The 16,390-nt window shown below is 75.3% G+C and carries 15 protein-coding genes; 4 read left to right on the forward strand and 11 right to left on the reverse strand.

What is annotated here, in order from left to right; all coding sequences use genetic code 11:
- The first annotated feature begins 37 nt into the window (after nt 1–37).
- Nucleotides 38–442: a hypothetical protein gene (locus ACI8AX_RS13060; RefSeq protein ID WP_456550254.1), complete on the forward strand. Its 405-nt coding sequence runs from the start codon at nt 38–40 to the stop codon at nt 440–442.
- Between the two features lie 70 nt (nt 443–512).
- On the opposite strand, the gene ACI8AX_RS13065 is transcribed toward ACI8AX_RS13060, so the two are convergent.
- The 4 genes from ACI8AX_RS13065 to ACI8AX_RS13080 all read right to left on the reverse strand — a co-directional run bounded on the left by ACI8AX_RS13065 (nt 513) and on the right by ACI8AX_RS13080 (nt 5,357).
- Complete coding sequence (locus ACI8AX_RS13065; protein ID WP_456550255.1) at nt 513–3,371, reverse strand: vitamin B12-dependent ribonucleotide reductase; 2,859 nt, start codon at nt 3,369–3,371, stop codon at nt 513–515.
- A 79-nt stretch (nt 3,372–3,450) separates the two neighbouring features.
- Complete coding sequence (nrdR, locus tag ACI8AX_RS13070) at nt 3,451–4,008, reverse strand: transcriptional regulator NrdR (protein ID WP_456550256.1); 558 nt, start codon at nt 4,006–4,008, stop codon at nt 3,451–3,453.
- 387 nt (nt 4,009–4,395) lie between these two features.
- On the reverse strand, nt 4,396–4,962 hold the full coding sequence (locus ACI8AX_RS13075; protein WP_456550257.1) for a hypothetical protein: 567 nt from the start codon (nt 4,960–4,962) through the stop codon (nt 4,396–4,398).
- A 113-nt stretch (nt 4,963–5,075) separates the two neighbouring features.
- Nucleotides 5,076–5,357 carry a LysM peptidoglycan-binding domain-containing protein gene (locus ACI8AX_RS13080; RefSeq protein ID WP_456550258.1) on the reverse strand — a complete coding sequence of 94 codons (282 nt, stop codon included), beginning with the start codon at nt 5,355–5,357 and terminating at the stop codon, nt 5,076–5,078.
- A 568-nt stretch (nt 5,358–5,925) separates the two neighbouring features.
- Here ACI8AX_RS13080 and lexA point away from each other — a divergent pair.
- Complete coding sequence (gene lexA / locus ACI8AX_RS13085) at nt 5,926–6,702, forward strand: transcriptional repressor LexA (protein ID WP_456550259.1); 777 nt, start codon at nt 5,926–5,928, stop codon at nt 6,700–6,702.
- A gap of 38 nt (nt 6,703–6,740) precedes the next feature.
- Here the strand turns inward: lexA and ACI8AX_RS13090 are convergent, their stop codons facing one another.
- The 3 genes from ACI8AX_RS13090 to hflX all read right to left on the reverse strand — a co-directional run bounded on the left by ACI8AX_RS13090 (nt 6,741) and on the right by hflX (nt 10,166).
- Nucleotides 6,741–7,856 (reverse strand): hypothetical protein, encoded by a 1,116-nt coding sequence (locus ACI8AX_RS13090; protein ID WP_456550260.1) that lies wholly within the window; start codon nt 7,854–7,856, stop codon nt 6,741–6,743.
- A complete protein-coding gene (locus ACI8AX_RS13095) occupies nt 7,819–8,574 on the reverse strand; it encodes a phosphatase PAP2 family protein (RefSeq protein ID WP_456550261.1) in 756 nt (251 codons plus the stop codon). The genes ACI8AX_RS13090 and ACI8AX_RS13095 overlap by 38 nt, the downstream gene beginning before the upstream one ends.
- A gap of 89 nt (nt 8,575–8,663) precedes the next feature.
- The gene (hflX, locus tag ACI8AX_RS13100; RefSeq protein ID WP_456550262.1) at nt 8,664–10,166 is read right to left on the reverse strand and encodes a GTPase HflX; all 1,503 of its coding nucleotides are present in this window, start codon (nt 10,164–10,166) and stop codon (nt 8,664–8,666) included.
- A 175-nt stretch (nt 10,167–10,341) separates the two neighbouring features.
- Here hflX and ACI8AX_RS13105 point away from each other — a divergent pair, with 175 nt between their 5' ends.
- Nucleotides 10,342–10,545, forward strand: a complete 204-nt coding sequence (locus ACI8AX_RS13105) for a hypothetical protein (RefSeq protein WP_456550263.1) — start codon at nt 10,342–10,344, stop codon at nt 10,543–10,545.
- A gap of 45 nt (nt 10,546–10,590) precedes the next feature.
- Here ACI8AX_RS13105 and dapF read toward each other — a convergent pair whose 3' ends face one another.
- From dapF to ACI8AX_RS13120, 3 genes are read right to left on the reverse strand one after another with little or no spacing between them, the layout of a single operon-like run.
- The gene (gene dapF / locus ACI8AX_RS13110) at nt 10,591–11,478 is read right to left on the reverse strand and encodes a diaminopimelate epimerase (RefSeq protein WP_456550264.1); all 888 of its coding nucleotides are present in this window, start codon (nt 11,476–11,478) and stop codon (nt 10,591–10,593) included.
- Nucleotides 11,475–12,404 (reverse strand): tRNA (adenosine(37)-N6)-dimethylallyltransferase MiaA, encoded by a 930-nt coding sequence (miaA, locus tag ACI8AX_RS13115; protein ID WP_456550265.1) that lies wholly within the window; start codon nt 12,402–12,404, stop codon nt 11,475–11,477. Before miaA ends, dapF begins: the two co-directional genes overlap by 4 nt.
- Entirely contained in the window at nt 12,401–13,147 is a 747-nt protein-coding gene (locus ACI8AX_RS13120; protein ID WP_456550266.1) for a hypothetical protein, read from the reverse strand. The genes miaA and ACI8AX_RS13120 overlap by 4 nt, the downstream gene beginning before the upstream one ends.
- Before the next feature lie 40 nt (nt 13,148–13,187).
- Here ACI8AX_RS13120 and ACI8AX_RS13125 point away from each other — a divergent pair, with 40 nt between their 5' ends.
- On the forward strand, nt 13,188–14,780 hold the full coding sequence (locus tag ACI8AX_RS13125) for a DUF349 domain-containing protein (RefSeq protein WP_456550267.1): 1,593 nt from the start codon (nt 13,188–13,190) through the stop codon (nt 14,778–14,780).
- A gap of 57 nt (nt 14,781–14,837) precedes the next feature.
- Here the strand turns inward: ACI8AX_RS13125 and miaB are convergent, their stop codons facing one another.
- Nucleotides 14,838–16,325 carry a tRNA (N6-isopentenyl adenosine(37)-C2)-methylthiotransferase MiaB gene (gene miaB / locus ACI8AX_RS13130; protein WP_456550268.1) on the reverse strand — a complete coding sequence of 496 codons (1,488 nt, stop codon included), beginning with the start codon at nt 16,323–16,325 and terminating at the stop codon, nt 14,838–14,840.
- Between the last annotated feature and the right edge of the window lie 65 nt (nt 16,326–16,390).

Here is a 16,390-nt window from a genome sequence, read left to right on the forward strand (position 1 = left end):
ATCCACCCCGCCCGGTGCCGGCGGGCAGGATGGGGTCGTGGCGGGGAGCGGGGACCTGGAGGAACTGCTGGCCGCGGTGGGCCAGGAGGTCGCCGACCTGGTGCGCGCCGCGGACGCCCTCGTCCGCCGGATCGACCCGGAGGTCGTCCGCGTGGTGTGGCCGCACCAGGAGACGGTGGGCTACGGCATCGGCCCGAAGAAGATGAGCGAGCACTACGCCTACCTCGACGTCCACGCCCGGCACCTGAACCTGGGGTTCAACCGTGGTGCGGCGCTGACCGGCGGCGAGGGGCTCCTGGAGGGCACCGGGAAGTCGTTCCGCAAGGTGCCCGTCCGGACGGCGGCGGTCCTGGCCGACCCCCGCATCGAGCAGCTGCTGCGCGAGGCACGGGCCGAGCGTCTGACCGCGCTGGGCCGCACCGTCCCGCCCGCCCGGGACTGAGACCAGGTCCGCCGAACGCCACCGGCCCGGCACCGCGAGCGCGGTACCGGGCCGGTGGACGGCGACTGGCTCAGCTGCAGCCGCTGGTGGAGCCGCAGCCCTCGCAGACGTAGCAGCTGCCCGCCGGGCGCATCTTCGTGCCGCAGGTCATGCACAGCGGCGCGTCGGTGGCGGTCCCGGTGACCAGCTCCAGCAGCTCGGCGGAGCTGTGGGCCTCGGTGACGTCCTTCTTCTTCGCCTCCGGCTTGGCCGGCGCCTCGGTCGGCACCGAGCCGCGCAGCGCCTCGACGTCGACCTCCTCCTCCTCGACCACCGCGGCGGTCGAGGCGGGGGTGTCGTAGCCCGACACCTGGGCCGCCCGCTCCTCGGCGCTGAAGATGCCGAGGTTGGCCCGCTTGTCCACGGGCAGGTGGTCCAGCGCGAGGCGGCGGAAGATGTAGTCCATCACCGACTGGGCGATCCGGATGTCCGGGTCGTCGGTCATGCCGGCCGGCTCGAAGCGCATGTTGGTGAACTTCTGGATGTAGGTCTCCAGCGGCACACCGTGCTGCAGCGCGATCGAGATGCCGATCGAGAAGGCGTCCATGACACCGGCCAGGGTCGACCCCTGCTTGCCGAGCTTGAGGAAGACCTCGCCGAGGCTGCCGTCCTCGTACATGCCGGCGGTCATGTAGCCCTCGGCACCGGCGACGCTGAACGACGTCGTCATGCTGGTGCGCTTCTTGGGCAGGCGCTTGCGCACCGGGTGCGACAGGGCGGTCGGGGCGGCCTCGACCTCGACCTTGGCGTCGGCCTTCTTGGCCTTCGCGTCGGACAGCGGCTGGCCCACCTTGCAGTTGTCGCGGTAGATCGCCAGCGCCTTGAGGCCGAGCTTCCAGCCCTGGAAGTAGATGTTCTCGACGTCCTCGACGGTCGCCGTCTCCGGCATGTTGACCGTCTTGCTGATCGCGCCGGAGATGAACGGCTGCACCGCGGCCATCATCCGCACGTGGCCCATCGGGCTGATCGCCCGCTCGCCCATGGCGCAGTCGAAGACCTCGTAGTGCTCCGGGCGCAGGCTCGGCGCGTCGACGACGTGCCCGTGCTCGGAGATGTACTCCACGATCGCCTCGATCTGCTCCTCCTGGTAGCCCAGGCTCCGGAGCGCGCGCGGCACGGTCTGGTTGACGATCTGCATGGAGCCGCCGCCGACCAGCTTCTTGTACTTGACCAGCGAGAAGTCCGGCTCGATGCCGGTCGTGTCGCAGTCCATCATGAAGCCGATGGTCCCGGTGGGTGCGAGCACCGAGGCCTGGGCGTTGCGCCAGCCGTTGTCCGCGCCGATCTCCAGGCACGACTGCCACTCGGCGGTGGCGGCCTTGAGCACGTCGGCGTCGTCGGCGCCCACCGGGCGGATCGCGTCGTTGGCCGCCGCGTGCTTGCGCATGACCCGGGCGTGGGCGTCGGCGTTGCGGGCGAAGCCCTCGTAGGCGCCGACGATGCCGGCCAGCTCGGCCGAGCGCCGGTAGGCGGTGCCGGTCATCAGCGAGGTGATCGCCGCCGCCAGCGTCTGGCCGCCGCGCGAGTCGTAGGCGTGGCCGGTCGCCATCAGCAGGGCGCCGAGATTCGCGTACCCGATGCCCAGCTGCCGGTAGGCGCGGGTGGTCTCACCGATCGGCTCGGTCGGGAAGTCGGCGAAGCAGATGGAGACGTCCATCGCCGTGATGACCAGCTCGACGGCCTTGACGAAGTTCTTGGAGTCGAAGGTGCCGTCGTCCTTCAGGAACTTCATGAGGTTCAGCGAGGCCAGGTTGCACGAGCTGTTGTCCAGGCTCATGTACTCCGAGCAGGGGTTGGATGCGTTGATCCGGCCCGTCTCGGGGTTGGTGTGCCAGTCGTTGATCGTGTCGTCGTACTGGATGCCGGGGTCGGCGCACTCCCAGGCGGCCTGGGTGACCTTGCGGAACAGGGCCTTGGCGTCGACGGTCTCGATGACCGAGCCGTCCATCCGGGCGCGCAGACCGAAGTCCGTGCCGTCCTCGACCGCGCGCATGAACTCGTCGGAGACGCGGACCGAGTTGTTGGCGTTCTGGTACTGGACGCTGGTGATGTCCTTGCCGCCGAGGTCCATGTCGTAGCCGGCGTCGCGCAGCGCGCGGATCTTGTCCTCCTCGCGCGCCTTGGTCTCGATGAACTCCTCGATGTCGGGGTGGTCGATGTCGAGGACGACCATCTTCGCCGCGCGACGGGTCGCACCGCCGGACTTGATCGTGCCGGCGGAGGCGTCGGCGCCGCGCATGAAGCTCACCGGGCCGGAGGCGGTGCCGCCGGAGGACAGCAGCTCCTTGGAGGAGCGGATGCGGGAGAGGTTCAGGCCGGCGCCGGAGCCGCCCTTGAAGATGAGCCCCTCCTCCCGGTACCAGTTGAGGATCGAGTCCATCGTGTCGTCGACGGCGAGGATGAAGCACGCGCTGACCTGCTGCGGGGCGCTCGTGCCGACGTTGAACCACACGGGGCTGTTGAAGCTGAAGTACTGGTGCAGCAGCATCCAGGTCAGCTCGTGCTCGAAGACCTCGGCGTCGCCCTCGGTGGCGAAGTAGCCGTGCTCGCGGCCGGCGGCGCCGTAGGTGAGCACCACCCGGTCGATGAGCTGGCGCAGGCTGGTCTCGCGCTGCGGGCTGCCGACGGCGCCGCGGAAGTACTTCGTGGTGACGATGTTGGTGGCGTTGATGCTCCACTCGGCGGGGAACTCCACGCCGCGCTGCTCGAAGTTGATCGAGCCGTCCCGCCAGTTGGTCATGACGACGTCACGACGCTCCCAGGTCACCTCGTCGTACGGGTGCACCCCGGGGGTCGTGAAGACCCGCTTGACCTTCAGGCCCTTCCCCCGCGCCGGCGCCTTGGCGGCGCGACGCGTGCGGCCCGACAGGCGGTCCTCGGTCTCGGTCACTTGAGCTCTCCCTCTGTTGTGGCTGAGTCGGCTGGGGAAGAGAGCCGCACTCGGTTCTATCGGGTGGTGCTGACAGTTCTCAGGTGACGGCGGCGTTGCCGTCGGAGGCTTCCCTGGCCCGGGACCCGCCGCGCCGGCGACCGGCGGACGGCTCGGGCTGCATGCCCGGCAGCGGGAGCGTCCCGGCGGTGAGGTGCCGGGCCCGCAGCTCGGTGATCTCCTTCTCGAAGTCCTCGAGCGAGGTGAAGGCGCGGTACACGCTGGCGAAGCGGAGGTAGGCCACCTCGTCGAGCTCGCGCAGCGGACGCAGGATGGCCAGCCCGACCTCGTGGCTGGGCACCTCGGCCGCCCCGGTCGCCCGGATGGCGTCCTCCACCTGCTGCGCGAGCTTCTGCAGCTGGTCCTCGTCGACCGGCCGGCCCTGGCAGGCCCGGCGGACACCGGCGACGACCTTGCTGCGGTTGAACGGCTCGCTGACGCCGCTGCGCTTGACGACGGCGAGCACCGCCTCCTCCACCGTCGTGAAGCGGCGCCCGCAGGCCGGGCAGGACCGGCGGCGACGCGTCGTCGCGCCCTCCTCGGCCTCCCGGGTCTCGATGACCCGGCTGTCCGGGTTGTGGCAGAAGGGACAACGCACGGCGGTTCCTCCTCCCCGGGCCGGTGCACCTCCCCGGCCCGTCCCAGGGGACTCGGCCGGGTGTCTCCCACGGGGCCTCTGTGGACCCTCCTGGGGACAACCGGTGCATACCCCGGGGAGGAGCTGAGGACGCCCTGTGGACGGACTTACAGCGGTGCAACTACTAGATGTAGGGGAACCCTAGGCAGGGCTCCACTAGATGTGCAACAGCGGCGCGGCGTGTCGCGTTCCCCTGCGACCCGCCCGTGACCTGGGACGGCCTGACACCCCAGCCGTCACACGGACACGCCGAGGACGACCGCGCGCTGCGTGCGCGACGGCCTCGGGAGGTGTAGTGCGTGTCGCCCGGACGGGGCGCCGGACCGGGGGACGGACCGGGGACGGGCCTCAGCGGACGGCGGTGGCGGAGGCGCCCCAGGACCACCCGGCGACGTCGTCCAGGCGGATCGGACGGGTCATCGGGTCCGGGGCCGCCGGCCGCCCCGCCCGCTCGGCCCCGTCCGCGGCGCGGTGCCGACCGGCGGCCGCGGGCGCGCGGTGGCGGCCGGCGCCGGCGCCGGCGACACCCTCGGCGCAGCGCACCGCGGGCAGCTCGGCGGTCAGGTCGCTGGCGTGCCGGCGGCGCCGGACGGGCCGCGCGGGGAGGCCGGTGGCCATGAGCTCGCGCAGGTCCGCGCGACTCATCACGACCGTCTCCGCGGCCGGCTCACGGGCGGGCGGGACGGAGGCGCCGGCCCCGCCGGGGCCCTGCGGGAGGCGGACGGCGGTGAGGTCGACCCACCGCACCCGCTCGGCCCCGGCCACGACGACGCGCACCTCCGCCTGGCAGACGCCCGCCTCGTCGTGACGCCACCCGAGGACCGCGCCGGGCCACCACGACCCGTCGGCGAGGACCTCGGCCTCGAGGGGCTGGGCGATGGAGGCCACTGCTCGGCCGCGCTTGTCCACTGGCACGTCGGGAACGGTAGGTCGGCGCACCCCGGCTCCCGGCGGACCGCAGCGCCCCAGGGGTTGACGAAGATGGGCGGCAGATTCGTCGACCCCACGGGTACAGCCGGCCGACCGGCTCACGGGACCTCGAGCACCTGCCCGGGGACGACCACGGCGCCCTCCAGGTCGTTGAGCCGCTCGATCGCGTCGACGACGGCCCGCACGTCCTCCCCCGGGTCGGCCACGCCCGCCGCGATCGACCAGACGGTGTCGCCCGGCTGCACGACGACGCTGCTGCCCCCGGCCAGCTCCAGCTCCTCCCCGCCGCCGACGACCGCGGACAGCGCGAGCAGCGCCAGCGCGGCGACCGCGACCCCCAGCGCGGCGAGGACGACCCGGCCCCGGCGGGTCAGCCGCACCGGCCCCCCGCCCGCGACGGCCCGCGCCGGGTGGCCCGACCGGACCCGGCTCCGGCGCGGCGCGGCGGCGGCCGGCACCGGTCGCGCGCCGGGGCGCACCACGTCGCGCCGCAGCGGCGGGGCGCCCGCCGGCGGCCCGGCCGGCCGCACGGCCTGGCGGGCACCGGCCCGCTCCCCGGCCGGACGGACGGGACCGGCGACCCACGGCCCCGTGCTCCCCCACCCACCGGGCGCCGAGCCCGCCACCCCGCCCGCCGGCCCCCCGCAACCGCCCGCGCCCCGCACCGTGCCCGCCACCTCGCGCCTCCTCCACGACGGCCGCCGGACCCCGGCGACTGGTCGAACAGCCGTTCGAATCGAACGTCTGTGCGATGTCTACCGCACGCCGCCGACAAGAGCGATCCCGACACGGAGCAGTTCGAACATGTGTTTGAGGACCGGTGCCCGACGCGCTACGGTCTGTGCTGCGAGACGCAGGTGCACCTCCGGCACCGGCCGGGCGAGGACCACGGCCGGGGTGAGCGGGGTGGACGGACGAGCCGCGGCACGCGGCCGGCGAGGAGGAGACGTGGCGGGCACCAGCGGGACGTCGGGGGGACGCGGCGGGTCGCGCCGCGCGGGCGGCACGGCGACCGGCTCGACGCCGGCGCCCACGGCGGAGGTCCGGACCTTCCCGGACCGGGGCGAGGCCGGCGACGGCCTGACCCAGCGCCAGCGGCGCGTCCTCGAGGTCATCCGCGACTCGATCGACCGTCGCGGCTACCCGCCCTCGGTGCGCGAGATCGGTGAGGCCGTCGGCCTGTCCTCGGCCTCCTCGGTGGCCCACCAGCTCTCGGTGCTGCAGAAGAAGGGCTGGTTGCGGCGCGATCCCAACCGCCCCCGCGCGCTCGACGTCCGGCTCCCCGGCGAGCTCGCGGCCGCCGGCGCCACCGCGCCGCCCCCGCCGGTCGCCGAGGACTCCGCCAGCCCGGCGCCCACCTACGTGCCGCTCGTGGGCCGGATCGCCGCCGGTGGCCCGGTGCTCGCCGAGCAGGCGGTGGAGGACGTCTTCCCGCTGCCCCGCGAGCTCGTCGGCGAGGGCACGCTCTTCATGCTCAAGGTCACCGGTGACTCGATGGTCGAGGCGGCGATCTGCGACGGCGACTGGGTCGTCGTCCGTCAGCAGCCCACGGCCGAGAACGGCGAGATCGTCGCCGCGATGATCGACGGCGAGGCGACCGTGAAGACCTACAAGCGCAAGGACGGGCACGTGTGGCTGCTGCCCCACAACCCCGCCTACGAGCCCATCCCCGGCGACGACGCGACCGTGCTCGGTCGCGTCGTGACGGTGCTGCGCCGGGTCTGACCCGGCGCCCCCGGGCGCGGGCCCGTCCCGGGACGGGGTCAGGCGCGCGGAGCCCCGCCCGGCGGCGCGCTCCCGCGGCGCCGACGTCCCAGCAGCCAGAGGAGCAGGGTGGCCAGGGCCGCGGCCACCAGCGCGGCGGTCACCGGGGAGACGCCCTCCTCGGTCTCGGTGAGGACGTCGGTCAGGGAGCCGTCCGGCGCACCGGTCGCGCCGGCGGGCGCGGTCACCGTCGGCACCGGGACGACGCTGACCGTGCTGGGCAGCCCCTCGCTCGCCACGACCAGCGAGGTCCCGTCGGCGGAGAAGCTAATCGCCTCGCCCTGCGGGGACTCCGGCAGGGCCACGCGCACCGGCTCGGCGGCGAGCGCGGCGGCCACGTCCGAGCCGGCCAGCGGCCACACGTAGGCGTCGGTGTAGGTCCGCAGCGCCAGGGCGTGCCCGTCGGCCGCGACGGCGCCCCCGGTCACCAGCAGCTGACCGGCCCGGCCCACCGGGCCACCCGGGGTGCCGGTCAGGGTGAGGTCCACGGAGGCGACCTCGACGAGCCCGACGGTGCCGTTGGGCTCCAGCGCGGCGACCGGCCGGAAGACGTCGCTGGAGCCGAGCACCTCCTTGGTCACCACGTAGGGCGTGCCGTCGGGGGCCAGCAGCAGCGCCTCGGCGTCGTGCGGCCCGTCGGGGTAGGTGAGCCGGTGCACGGCGGTGGAGCCGTCCGGGCGCAGCGCGATGAGCGCGACGGTCTCGCGCGTGCCGGTGTTGTCGCCGGTGTCGGCCAGCCACACCGTGCCGTCCGGCCCGACGGCGAGGTCCTCGGGGTCGAAGGGGTCCACGCCGGCCTCGTGCACCCGGGTCACCTCGCAGGCGGGGTCGAGGACGAACACCTGGACGAGATCGCCGCCGTCGTTGATGGCCAGCATGGTGCCGTCGCTGCCGACCACCAGCCCGGAGAGCTCGGTGAGCCGCGGGTCGGTGATGTCGCACTGCGGAGTCGCCGGGGCGGCCTCCTCGGCCTGTGCCGGGGACGCGGCGACCAGCGAGAGGGCGAGACCGGCCAGCAGGGCCGAGCCGGTCAGGCCGGCGCGTGCGAGGGAGGCGCCCCGCGCCGGGCCCCGGCGGTCACGGCGACGCGGGGCCCGGTCGGCGCGAGTCGGCACGCACCCAGCGTGACAGGACGAGTGCGTCGACCGCGTGAACCACGCCCAGCAGCACCACGCCGACGGCGGCACCGGCGATCGCGTCGCTGACCCAGTGGAAGTCCAGGACGATCATCGCCAGGCTGCACAGCACCGGCCCGACCACCGCGAGGAACCAGAGCACCCGCTGCGCCCGCGGCGGCAGGCCGAACTCGACCGCCTGCCAGCGCGCCACGCCCCACAGCAGGACGGCGTTGGCGACGTGGCCGGAGGGGTAGGACTCGCCGTCCGGGTGGTGCAGGTACTCACCACCGGGGAAGGCCGGCGCCGTCCGCCCGATCCCCCACTTGAACTGGTAGACGACCACGCTCAGCAGCACGAGTGCGAGCACGATCCGCAGCAGCGGAAGGATCGTCCGGTGCCGGCCGGCGAGCCAGCCGATGAGGCAGGCCAGGACCAGCAGCATCGTGGCGCGTCCGCCGATCTGGGTGACCACCCACAGCGGCTGGTAGGCCGCCGAGTCGCGCAGCCCCCACTCCGACACCTGGTCGGAGACCCAGTGGTCGACACGCTCGGTCAGCCCGTGCGCGAGGAGGTCGACGGTGACCAGGGTGCCGACGGCGAGTGCGATGAGCACGGCCCACCACGTCGGCCGGCCGGCCGACACCACCGGAGGGTGCTCGGCCGCCGGCCGCCGGAGCATGGCCGGGAGGGAGCGCCGCACCACGCCACTGGTCACCGGGTCACGGTACCGGGCCGTGACCCGATCGTGACCTCGGCGGGGCGGGTGCGGCGCCGCGCCCGCCGAGGCCCGGTCGGAGGACCCGGTCAGGCGACCGGGACGGCGAACTCGCCGAGGGCCGCGGCCAGGGCGCCGTCGACCCGCGCGGACAGCCGGGTACCGCCGGCGTCGTGGCTCTCGCTGAGCACCTCGCCGTCCCGGTGCACCCGGGCGACCAGGTCACCGCGGTCGTAGGGCACCAGCACGTCCACCTCGATGTCGGGGTGCGGCAGCCGCGCGGCCACGACGTCCCGCAGCCGGTCGAGGCCCTCCCCGGTGCGGGCCGAGACCCACACCGCGCCGGGCAGCGCCTGGCGGAGGGTCAGCACGTCCTCCTCGCTCATCGCGTCGACCTTGTTGACGACGATGAGCTCGGGGACCGACGAGGCGTCGATCTCCTGGAGCACGACGTGGACCGCGTCGATCTGGCCGAGCGGGTCGGGGTCGGAGCCGTCGACGACGTGCAGCAGCAGGTCGGCGGCGGCCACCTCCTCCAGCGTCGACCGGAACGCGTCGACCAGCTGGTGCGGCAGGTGCCGCACGAAGCCGACGGTGTCGGTGAGCGTGTACTCGCGCCCCTCCTCGGTCTGCGCACGGCGGACCGTCGGGTCGAGGGTGGCGAACAGCGCGTTCTCGACCAGCACGCCGGCACCGGTGAGCCGGTTGAGCAAGCTGGACTTGCCCGCGTTGGTGTAGCCGGCGATGGCCACGCTCGGGACGGCGTTGCGACCGCGGCTGGAGCGCTGCGTCTGCCGGGCGGTCGCCATGCCGGCGATCTCGCGGCGCAACTTGCTCATCCGCGAGCGGATCCGCCGCCGGTCGGTCTCGATCTTGGTCTCACCGGGACCACGCGTCCCGATGCCGCCACCTCCGGCGACGCGGCCACCGGCCTGCCGGGACATCGACTCACCCCAGCCGCGCAGCCGGGGCAGCATGTACTGCATCTGCGCGAGCTCGACCTGCGCCTTGCCCTCCCGGCTGCTCGCGTGCTGGGCGAAGATGTCCAGGATCAGCGCCGTCCGGTCGACGACCTTGACCTTGAGGATCTTCTCCAGCGCGTTGAGCTGGCCCGGGGTCAGCTCGCCGTCGCAGATGACGGTGTCGGCGCCGGTCGAGGCGACGATGTCGCGGATCTCGGCGGCCTTGCCCGAGCCCACGTAGGTGCCGGCGTCGGGGGTCTGCCGCCGCTGGCTCACGGCCTCGAGCACCTGCGAGCCGGCCGTCTCGGCCAGGGCCGCGAGCTCGGCGAGCGAGCGGTCGGCGTCGGCCTGCGTGCCCTCGGTCCACACCCCGACCAGCACGACGCGCTCGAGGCGCAGCTGCCGGTACTCGACCTCGGTGACGTCGGCCAGCTCGGTCGACAGGCCGGCGACGCGGCGCAGGGCCCCGCGCTGCTCGAGGTCGTAGCTGCCGGTGGTGTCGTCGGGCTCGTCCCACTGGCCGGCCGGCGCGGGGCGCACGGCCTCCTCGGCGGGCGCGGCGGCGCCGGCCGCCCGCTCGGCCCGGTCCTGGGCGCCGGCGAGCACGGCGCGGTTCTGTGCGGTCGTCATCGCGTCCAGCGTGGCACGCCCCTCTCGCCGGGGCACCTGAGTTGTCTCTTCCGTGGAGATCACTGCTCGTGTCATCGCCGGGTACAACACCGGCGGGGCCCGCATGCATCCCGCCTCGGCGGGGGTAGGGCCGTCCCGGCAAGAGCAGAGGGACGCCGATGACGAGGAGGCACCCGTGAGCACGAGCAGCAGCGAGGGGATCGAGGACCCGGGCCGCGACCCGGCCGGGCTCGACCCGCCGCGCAACCTCTTCGGGGGCGCGGACCAGGACACCGGCCGCGGCGCGCCGCGGGGCACCGGCAACGTGGGTCCGGGCGACAAGCCCGAGGCCCCCACCGACGAGCCGGAGACCCGGGCGGACACCCCCGACCGGCCCTGACCGTCCGGGTCGGGAGCCGGGTCGGGAGCCGGGTCGGGAGCCGGGTCAGGAGCCGAGCCACTCCCGGGTGAGCTCACCGGTGGCGACGACGACGGCCGGGCCCCGCAGCACGGTGGTGCCGGCCCCGACGTCGACGGTCAGCCGGCCGCCGGGGACGTCGACCACGACGGTCCCGGCGGTCGCGCCGCCGGCCACCAGGGCTGCGTAGGCCGCGGCGCACGCGCCCGTGCCGCAGGACCGCGTCTCCCCCACCCCGCGCTCGTGCACCCGCAGCCGGACGTGCGCGTCGGCACCCTCCGCCGCCTCGCGCAGCACGGTCACGAGCTCGACGTTGACGCCGTCGGGGAACAGCGCGGGGTCGAACCGCGGCTGTCCGGTGAGGTCGAGCGCGTCGAGGTCGGCGTCGGTCAGGCAGGCCAGGTGCGGGTTGCCCATCGACACCGCCAGCCCGTCGAAGCGCTGCCCGTCCACCTCGGCCGAACCGCGGCCGAACTCCCGCGCCGGACCCATGTCGACCCAGTAGGTGCCGTCGGCACCCGCGCCCACCCGCCGCGGACCGCCGCGGGTGCCGATCCACACGCCGTCGCCGCACGCGGCACGGTCCAGCAGGCCCTCGCTGACCAGCACGTGGAGGAACAGCCGCACGCCGTTGCCGCACATCTCGGCCAGCGACCCGTCGGCGTTGCGGTGGTCCATGAACCACTCGCAGCGGTCGAGGTCGGCACCGAGCACCGCCGCGGCGTCGGGCACGTGCGCGCTGCGCACCACCCGGAGCACGCCGTCCCCGCCGAGGCCGGCGCGGCGGTCGCACAGCCGGCGCACCATGGCGGCGTCCAGCCGGTCCTCCGGCCACCGGGTGCCGTCGGGGTCGGGAAGGACGACGAAGTCGTTCTCCGTGCCGTGCCCCACCAGGACGCGGTCGTGCGTGCTCACGGTCCGAGGGTACGGCCGGTGATCAGCCCGGCGACGGCGTCGGCCAGGTCGGGCCGGCCCGCGTCGAACCAGGTGGTGGCGGCGTCACGGCGGAACCAGGAGCGCTGGCGGCGGACGAACCGCCGGGTGGTGACGACGGTGCGCTCCCGGGCCTCCTCCGCCGACAGCTCGCCGTCCAGCTGGGCCAGCACCTGGGCGTAGCCCAGCGCCCGCGACGCCGTCGGTCCCTCGCGCAGCCCGTCGGCGGCCAGCGCCTCGACCTCGGCGACGAAGCCCGCGGCCCACATGCGGTCCACGCGCCGGGCGACGCGCTCGTCCAGCTCCGCCGGCTCGCGGTCGAGGCCGACGACGACGGCGGGGTAGTGCGGCCGCGGCTCGGGCAGCGAGGCGCGGAACGGGCCGCCGGTCAGCTCCACGACCTCCAGCGCGCGGACGATCCGCCGGCCGTTGCCGGGCAGCACCGCGGCGGCCGCGGCCGGGTCCACGGCGGCCAGGCGGGCGTGCAGGGCGGCCGGGCCCACCTCGGCCAGCTCGGCCTCCAGCCGGGCGCGCACCTGCGGGTCCGTGCCGGGGAAGTCCAGCTCGTCCAGGACGGCGCGCACGTAGAGGCCCGACCCGCCGACGAGCAGCGGCAGCACGCCGGCCGCGCGGAGGCGGTCGACCTCGGCGCGGGCCCGGTCCCGGTACTCGGCGACCGACGCCGGCTGCCGCACGTGCCACAGGTCCAGCAGGTGGTGCGGCACTCCCCCGCGCTCGGCGGCGTCGGGCTTGGCGGTGCCGATGTCCATGCCGCGGTAGAGCTGCATCGAGTCGGCGTTGACCACCTCGCCGCCGAGCCGCTGCGCCAGCGCCACGGCCAGCGCCGTCTTGCCCGTGGCCGTGGGACCCACCACGGCGACCACCGGCGGCGCCGCCGGAGAGGTCACCGGGCCGTCCAGGAGGCCACCAGGTAGCCGACCCCGAGGGGCGCGGCGTCGTGGCGGAGCCGCGCGGTCACCGTCCGGCCGGTGACGGCGGCGCCGACGGCCCGCCACACCGGGACCCCGGCGGCGAGGAGGCGCTCCCCCTCGGCGGCGTCGAGGGCGGCCAGCGCCGGGGCGTCGCCCGCGGCCAGGGCGGCGGCGACGGCGGCGTCGAAGGGGGCCGCCGCGTCGTCCAGGTACCCCGGGGCCTTGACGCTGCGCCGCGCCGACCCGTCGCCGAGGGCGAGCACCCCGACGGTGCCGTCGGCGAGGTCGCGGAGGGCGTCGGCGAGGTCGGCCGGGCCGACGCCCAGACGCAGCCCGGCGTACCCCGCCTGGTCGAGCAGCCAGGCGCCGAGGGTGAGGGCCACGGGGGTCCGGCGTCCCCCGGGCCGCACGCCGCCGGCGAACGGCACCTCCACGTCGACGCCCACCCCGCGCAGGTCCCCGGCGTCGCCGGGGCCGTGGCGCCCGGCGACCCCGGGACCGACGACGACGACGGCCTGCGGCCCGTCCGCGAGCAGCGCCTCGACGGCCTCCGCGCAGGCGCGGCGCAGGGCCGTCGTCTCCTCCGCCGGGCGGCCCTCGACCGCGGGGTGCAGCAGCGGCGGGCAGGGGCAGAAGGCGATCGACAACGGCGCGGCGGAGACCCCGCCGGCGGCCCCGTGGGCGGACCCGGCGGCGTGTCCGGCCTGTTCAGTCGTCACGGCAGCAGTGTCGCCGATGCGACGTGGGACACTGCGGTGCGTGTCGAGCACGGAGAGCCCCGTAGACGGTTCGCAGCAGGTCCCCACCCCCGACGAGGCGGCGTCCCCGTCCGTGTCGCCGGCCGCCTCGGAGGCCGGCTCGGAGGCCGTCGCGCCCGAGGCCGGGACCCCGGCGGCGCCGACCCCCGCGGACGCGGTGCTGGCCGACCCGACCGCGGAGTCGGCTCCGGAGGCGGCCGCCGGACCGGCGGCCGAGCCGGTCGCCGAGCCGGTCGTCGAGCCGGTCGTCGAGCCGGTCGTCGAGCCGGTGGTCCCGGGCCCGCTGCCCGAGGAGGCGGCGGCCGCCGTCGCCGCGCCTCCCGCGCCGGCCAGCCTCCCCGCGCACCACGCCGGCGAGCCGGCCACGGCGCCGGCGTCGGACCCCGCCGCCTGGGGCCGGGTGGACGACGACGGCACGGTCTACGTGCGCACCGCCGACGGCGAGCGCGCCGTCGGCTCCTGGCAGGCCGGCGACCCCGCGGCCGGACTCGCCCACTTCGGGCGCCGCTACGACGACCTGGCCACCGAGGTCTCCCTGCTCGAGGCCCGGCTCCGGGCGCACACCGGCAACCCCGGCGAGATCAAGAGCAAGGCGCAGGCGCTGGCCGACCAGATCCCCACCGCGACCGCGGTCGGCGACCTCGACGGCCTGGCCGCCCGGGCCCGGGCCATGGTGGAGACGGCCGACTCCGCGGCCGCCGAGTCGCGCGCGGAGAAGGCGGCCCACCGAGCCGCGCAGATCGCGCGCAAGGAGGCGCTGGCCGCCGAAGCCGAGCAGATCGCCGCCGAGTCCACCGCGTGGAAGGCCGCCGGCGACCGGCTCAAGGCGATCGTCGAGGAGTGGAAGACGATCCGCGGCATCGACCGCAAGACCGACGAGGCGCTGTGGCAGCGCTTCGCCGCCGCCCGTGACGCGTTCGGCCGGCGCCGCGGGGCGCACTTCGCCGCCCTCGACGCGCAGCGCGGGGAGGCCCGCGCGGCCAAGCAGGAGCTGATCGCCGAGGCGCAGCGGCTGTCGACGTCCACCGAGTGGGGCCCGACCAGCGCGGCGATGCGGTCGCTCATGGACCGCTGGAAGGCCGTGCCGCGCACCGGCCGCGACGGCGACGACGACCTGTGGAAGCAGTTCCGCGCGGCCCAGGACGTCTTCTTCGCCGCCCGCGCCGAGTCGGACAAGGCCCGCAACAGCGAGGAGCTGGCCAACCAGCAGGCCAAGGAGGAGATCCTCGGCGAGGCCGAGAAGCTCGACCCGAGCAAGGACCTGCGCGGCGCGCAGAACGCCCTGCGCAAGCTGCAGGAGCGCTACGACGCCATCGGCCACGTGCCGCGCAACGCCATGCGGGCGCTCGAGGACCGGATGCAGGCGGTCGAGCAGCGCGTCCGCGGCGCGGCCGACGCCGGCCGGGTGCGCACCGCCCCGGAGAACCCGATGGTGACCTCGATGCGCGCGGCCGTGACCAAGGCCGAGGAGCAGCTGGCGAAGGCCGAGGCGTCCGGTGACGCCCGCCGGGTCTCCGAGGCGCAGGCGAACCTCGCCACGCGGCGGGAGTGGCTGGCCGAGGCCGAGAAGGCCGCCTCCTCCTCCCGGCGGTAGCCCCGGGACGCGAGAGGGCCCCGTCCGCTGCGGACGGGGCCCTCTCGCGTCCGGCGCTCAGCAGCTGGCGGACACCGGGAGCGGCTCGGGGACACCGATCCGCGGCATCCCGAGGAGCACGCCCGGGGTGGTGGGCCGCAGCCCGGCCTCGTGCGCGTCGCCGGCGCGGGTACGCCGGTGCGACAGCAGCGGCCCGTCGGCGACGAGGTGGTGCGGCGCGGCCTGGGTGACCACGGTCTCGACGACGTCGCCGGGGCGCACCCCGTCGGCCGCCGTGAAGTGCACGAGCCGGCCGTCGCGGGCGCGGCCGGACAGCCGGCCGGTGCGCGCGTCCTTGCTGCCCTCACCGGCGGCCACGAGCAGCTCGACGGTGCGGCCGACCTGCGCCCGGTTCTCGGCCCAGCTGATCTCGTCCTGCAGGGCGGTCAGCCGCAGGTAGCGCTCCTGGACGACCTCCTTGGGCAGCTGCCCGTCCATCTCCGCGGCCGGCGTCCCGGGCCGCTTGGAGTACTGGAACGTGAAGGCGCTGGCGAAGCGGGCCCGCCGCACGACCTCCAGGGTCTGCTCGAAGTCGGCCTCGGTCTCGCCGGGGAAACCGACGATGACGTCGGTGGTGATGGCGGCGTCGGGCATCGCGGCGCGGACCCGGTCGATGATCCCGAGGTAGCGCTCCTGCCGGTAGGCCCGGCGCATCCGGCGCAGCACGTCGTCCGACCCGGACTGCAGCGGCATGTGCAGCTGGTGGCACACCGCCGGGGTCTCGGCCATCGCGGCGATGACGTCGTCGGTGAACTCGCGCGGGTGCGGGCTGGTGAAGCGCACCCGCTCCAGGCCCTCGATCCGGCCCGTGGCACGCAGCAGGTCGGCGAACGCGCCCTGCTGGCCGAACTCGACGCCGTAGGCGTTGACGTTCTGGCCGAGCAGGGTCACCTCGAGCACGCCCTGGTCGACCAGCGCCTGGACCTCGGCGAGGATCTCGCCCGGCCGGCGGTCCTTCTCCCTGCCGCGCAGCGCCGGGACGATGCAGAACGTGCAGGTGTTGTTGCAGCCCACGCTGATCGACACCCAGCCGGCGTAGGCTGAGTCCCGCCGGGCCGGCAGCGTGGAGGGGAACACCTCCAGCGCCTCGGCGATCTCGACCTGCGCCTCGACGTTGTGCCGGGCGCGCTCGAGCAGCGCCGGGAGGGACCCGACGTTGTGCGTGCCGAAGACGACGTCGACCCACGGGGCCCGCCGGACGATCTCGCCGCGGTCCTTCTGGGCGAGGCAACCGCCGACGGCGATCTGCATGCCGGGCCGGGCGTCCTTCACCGGGCGCAGGTGCCCGAGGTTGCCGTAGAGCCGGTTGTCGGCGTTCTCCCGGACCGCGCAGGTGTTCAGGACGACGACGTCGGCGTCGTCCTCGTCGGCGGCCGCGGTGTAGCCGGCGGCCTCCAGCAGGCCGGCCAGGCGCTCGGAGTCGTGCACGTTCATCTGGCACCCGTAGGTCCGCACCCGGTAGGTGCGGGCCGGGGCGTCCGGGAGGGGCGGGGCTGCGCTGTCCATGTCGCCGACGAGGGTACGGGGGTCGGCTTCGTTACCGCTTCGTAACTGCATCGGTCACCCGGGGT

The organism is Blastococcus sp. SYSU D00813, assembly GCF_054050735.1.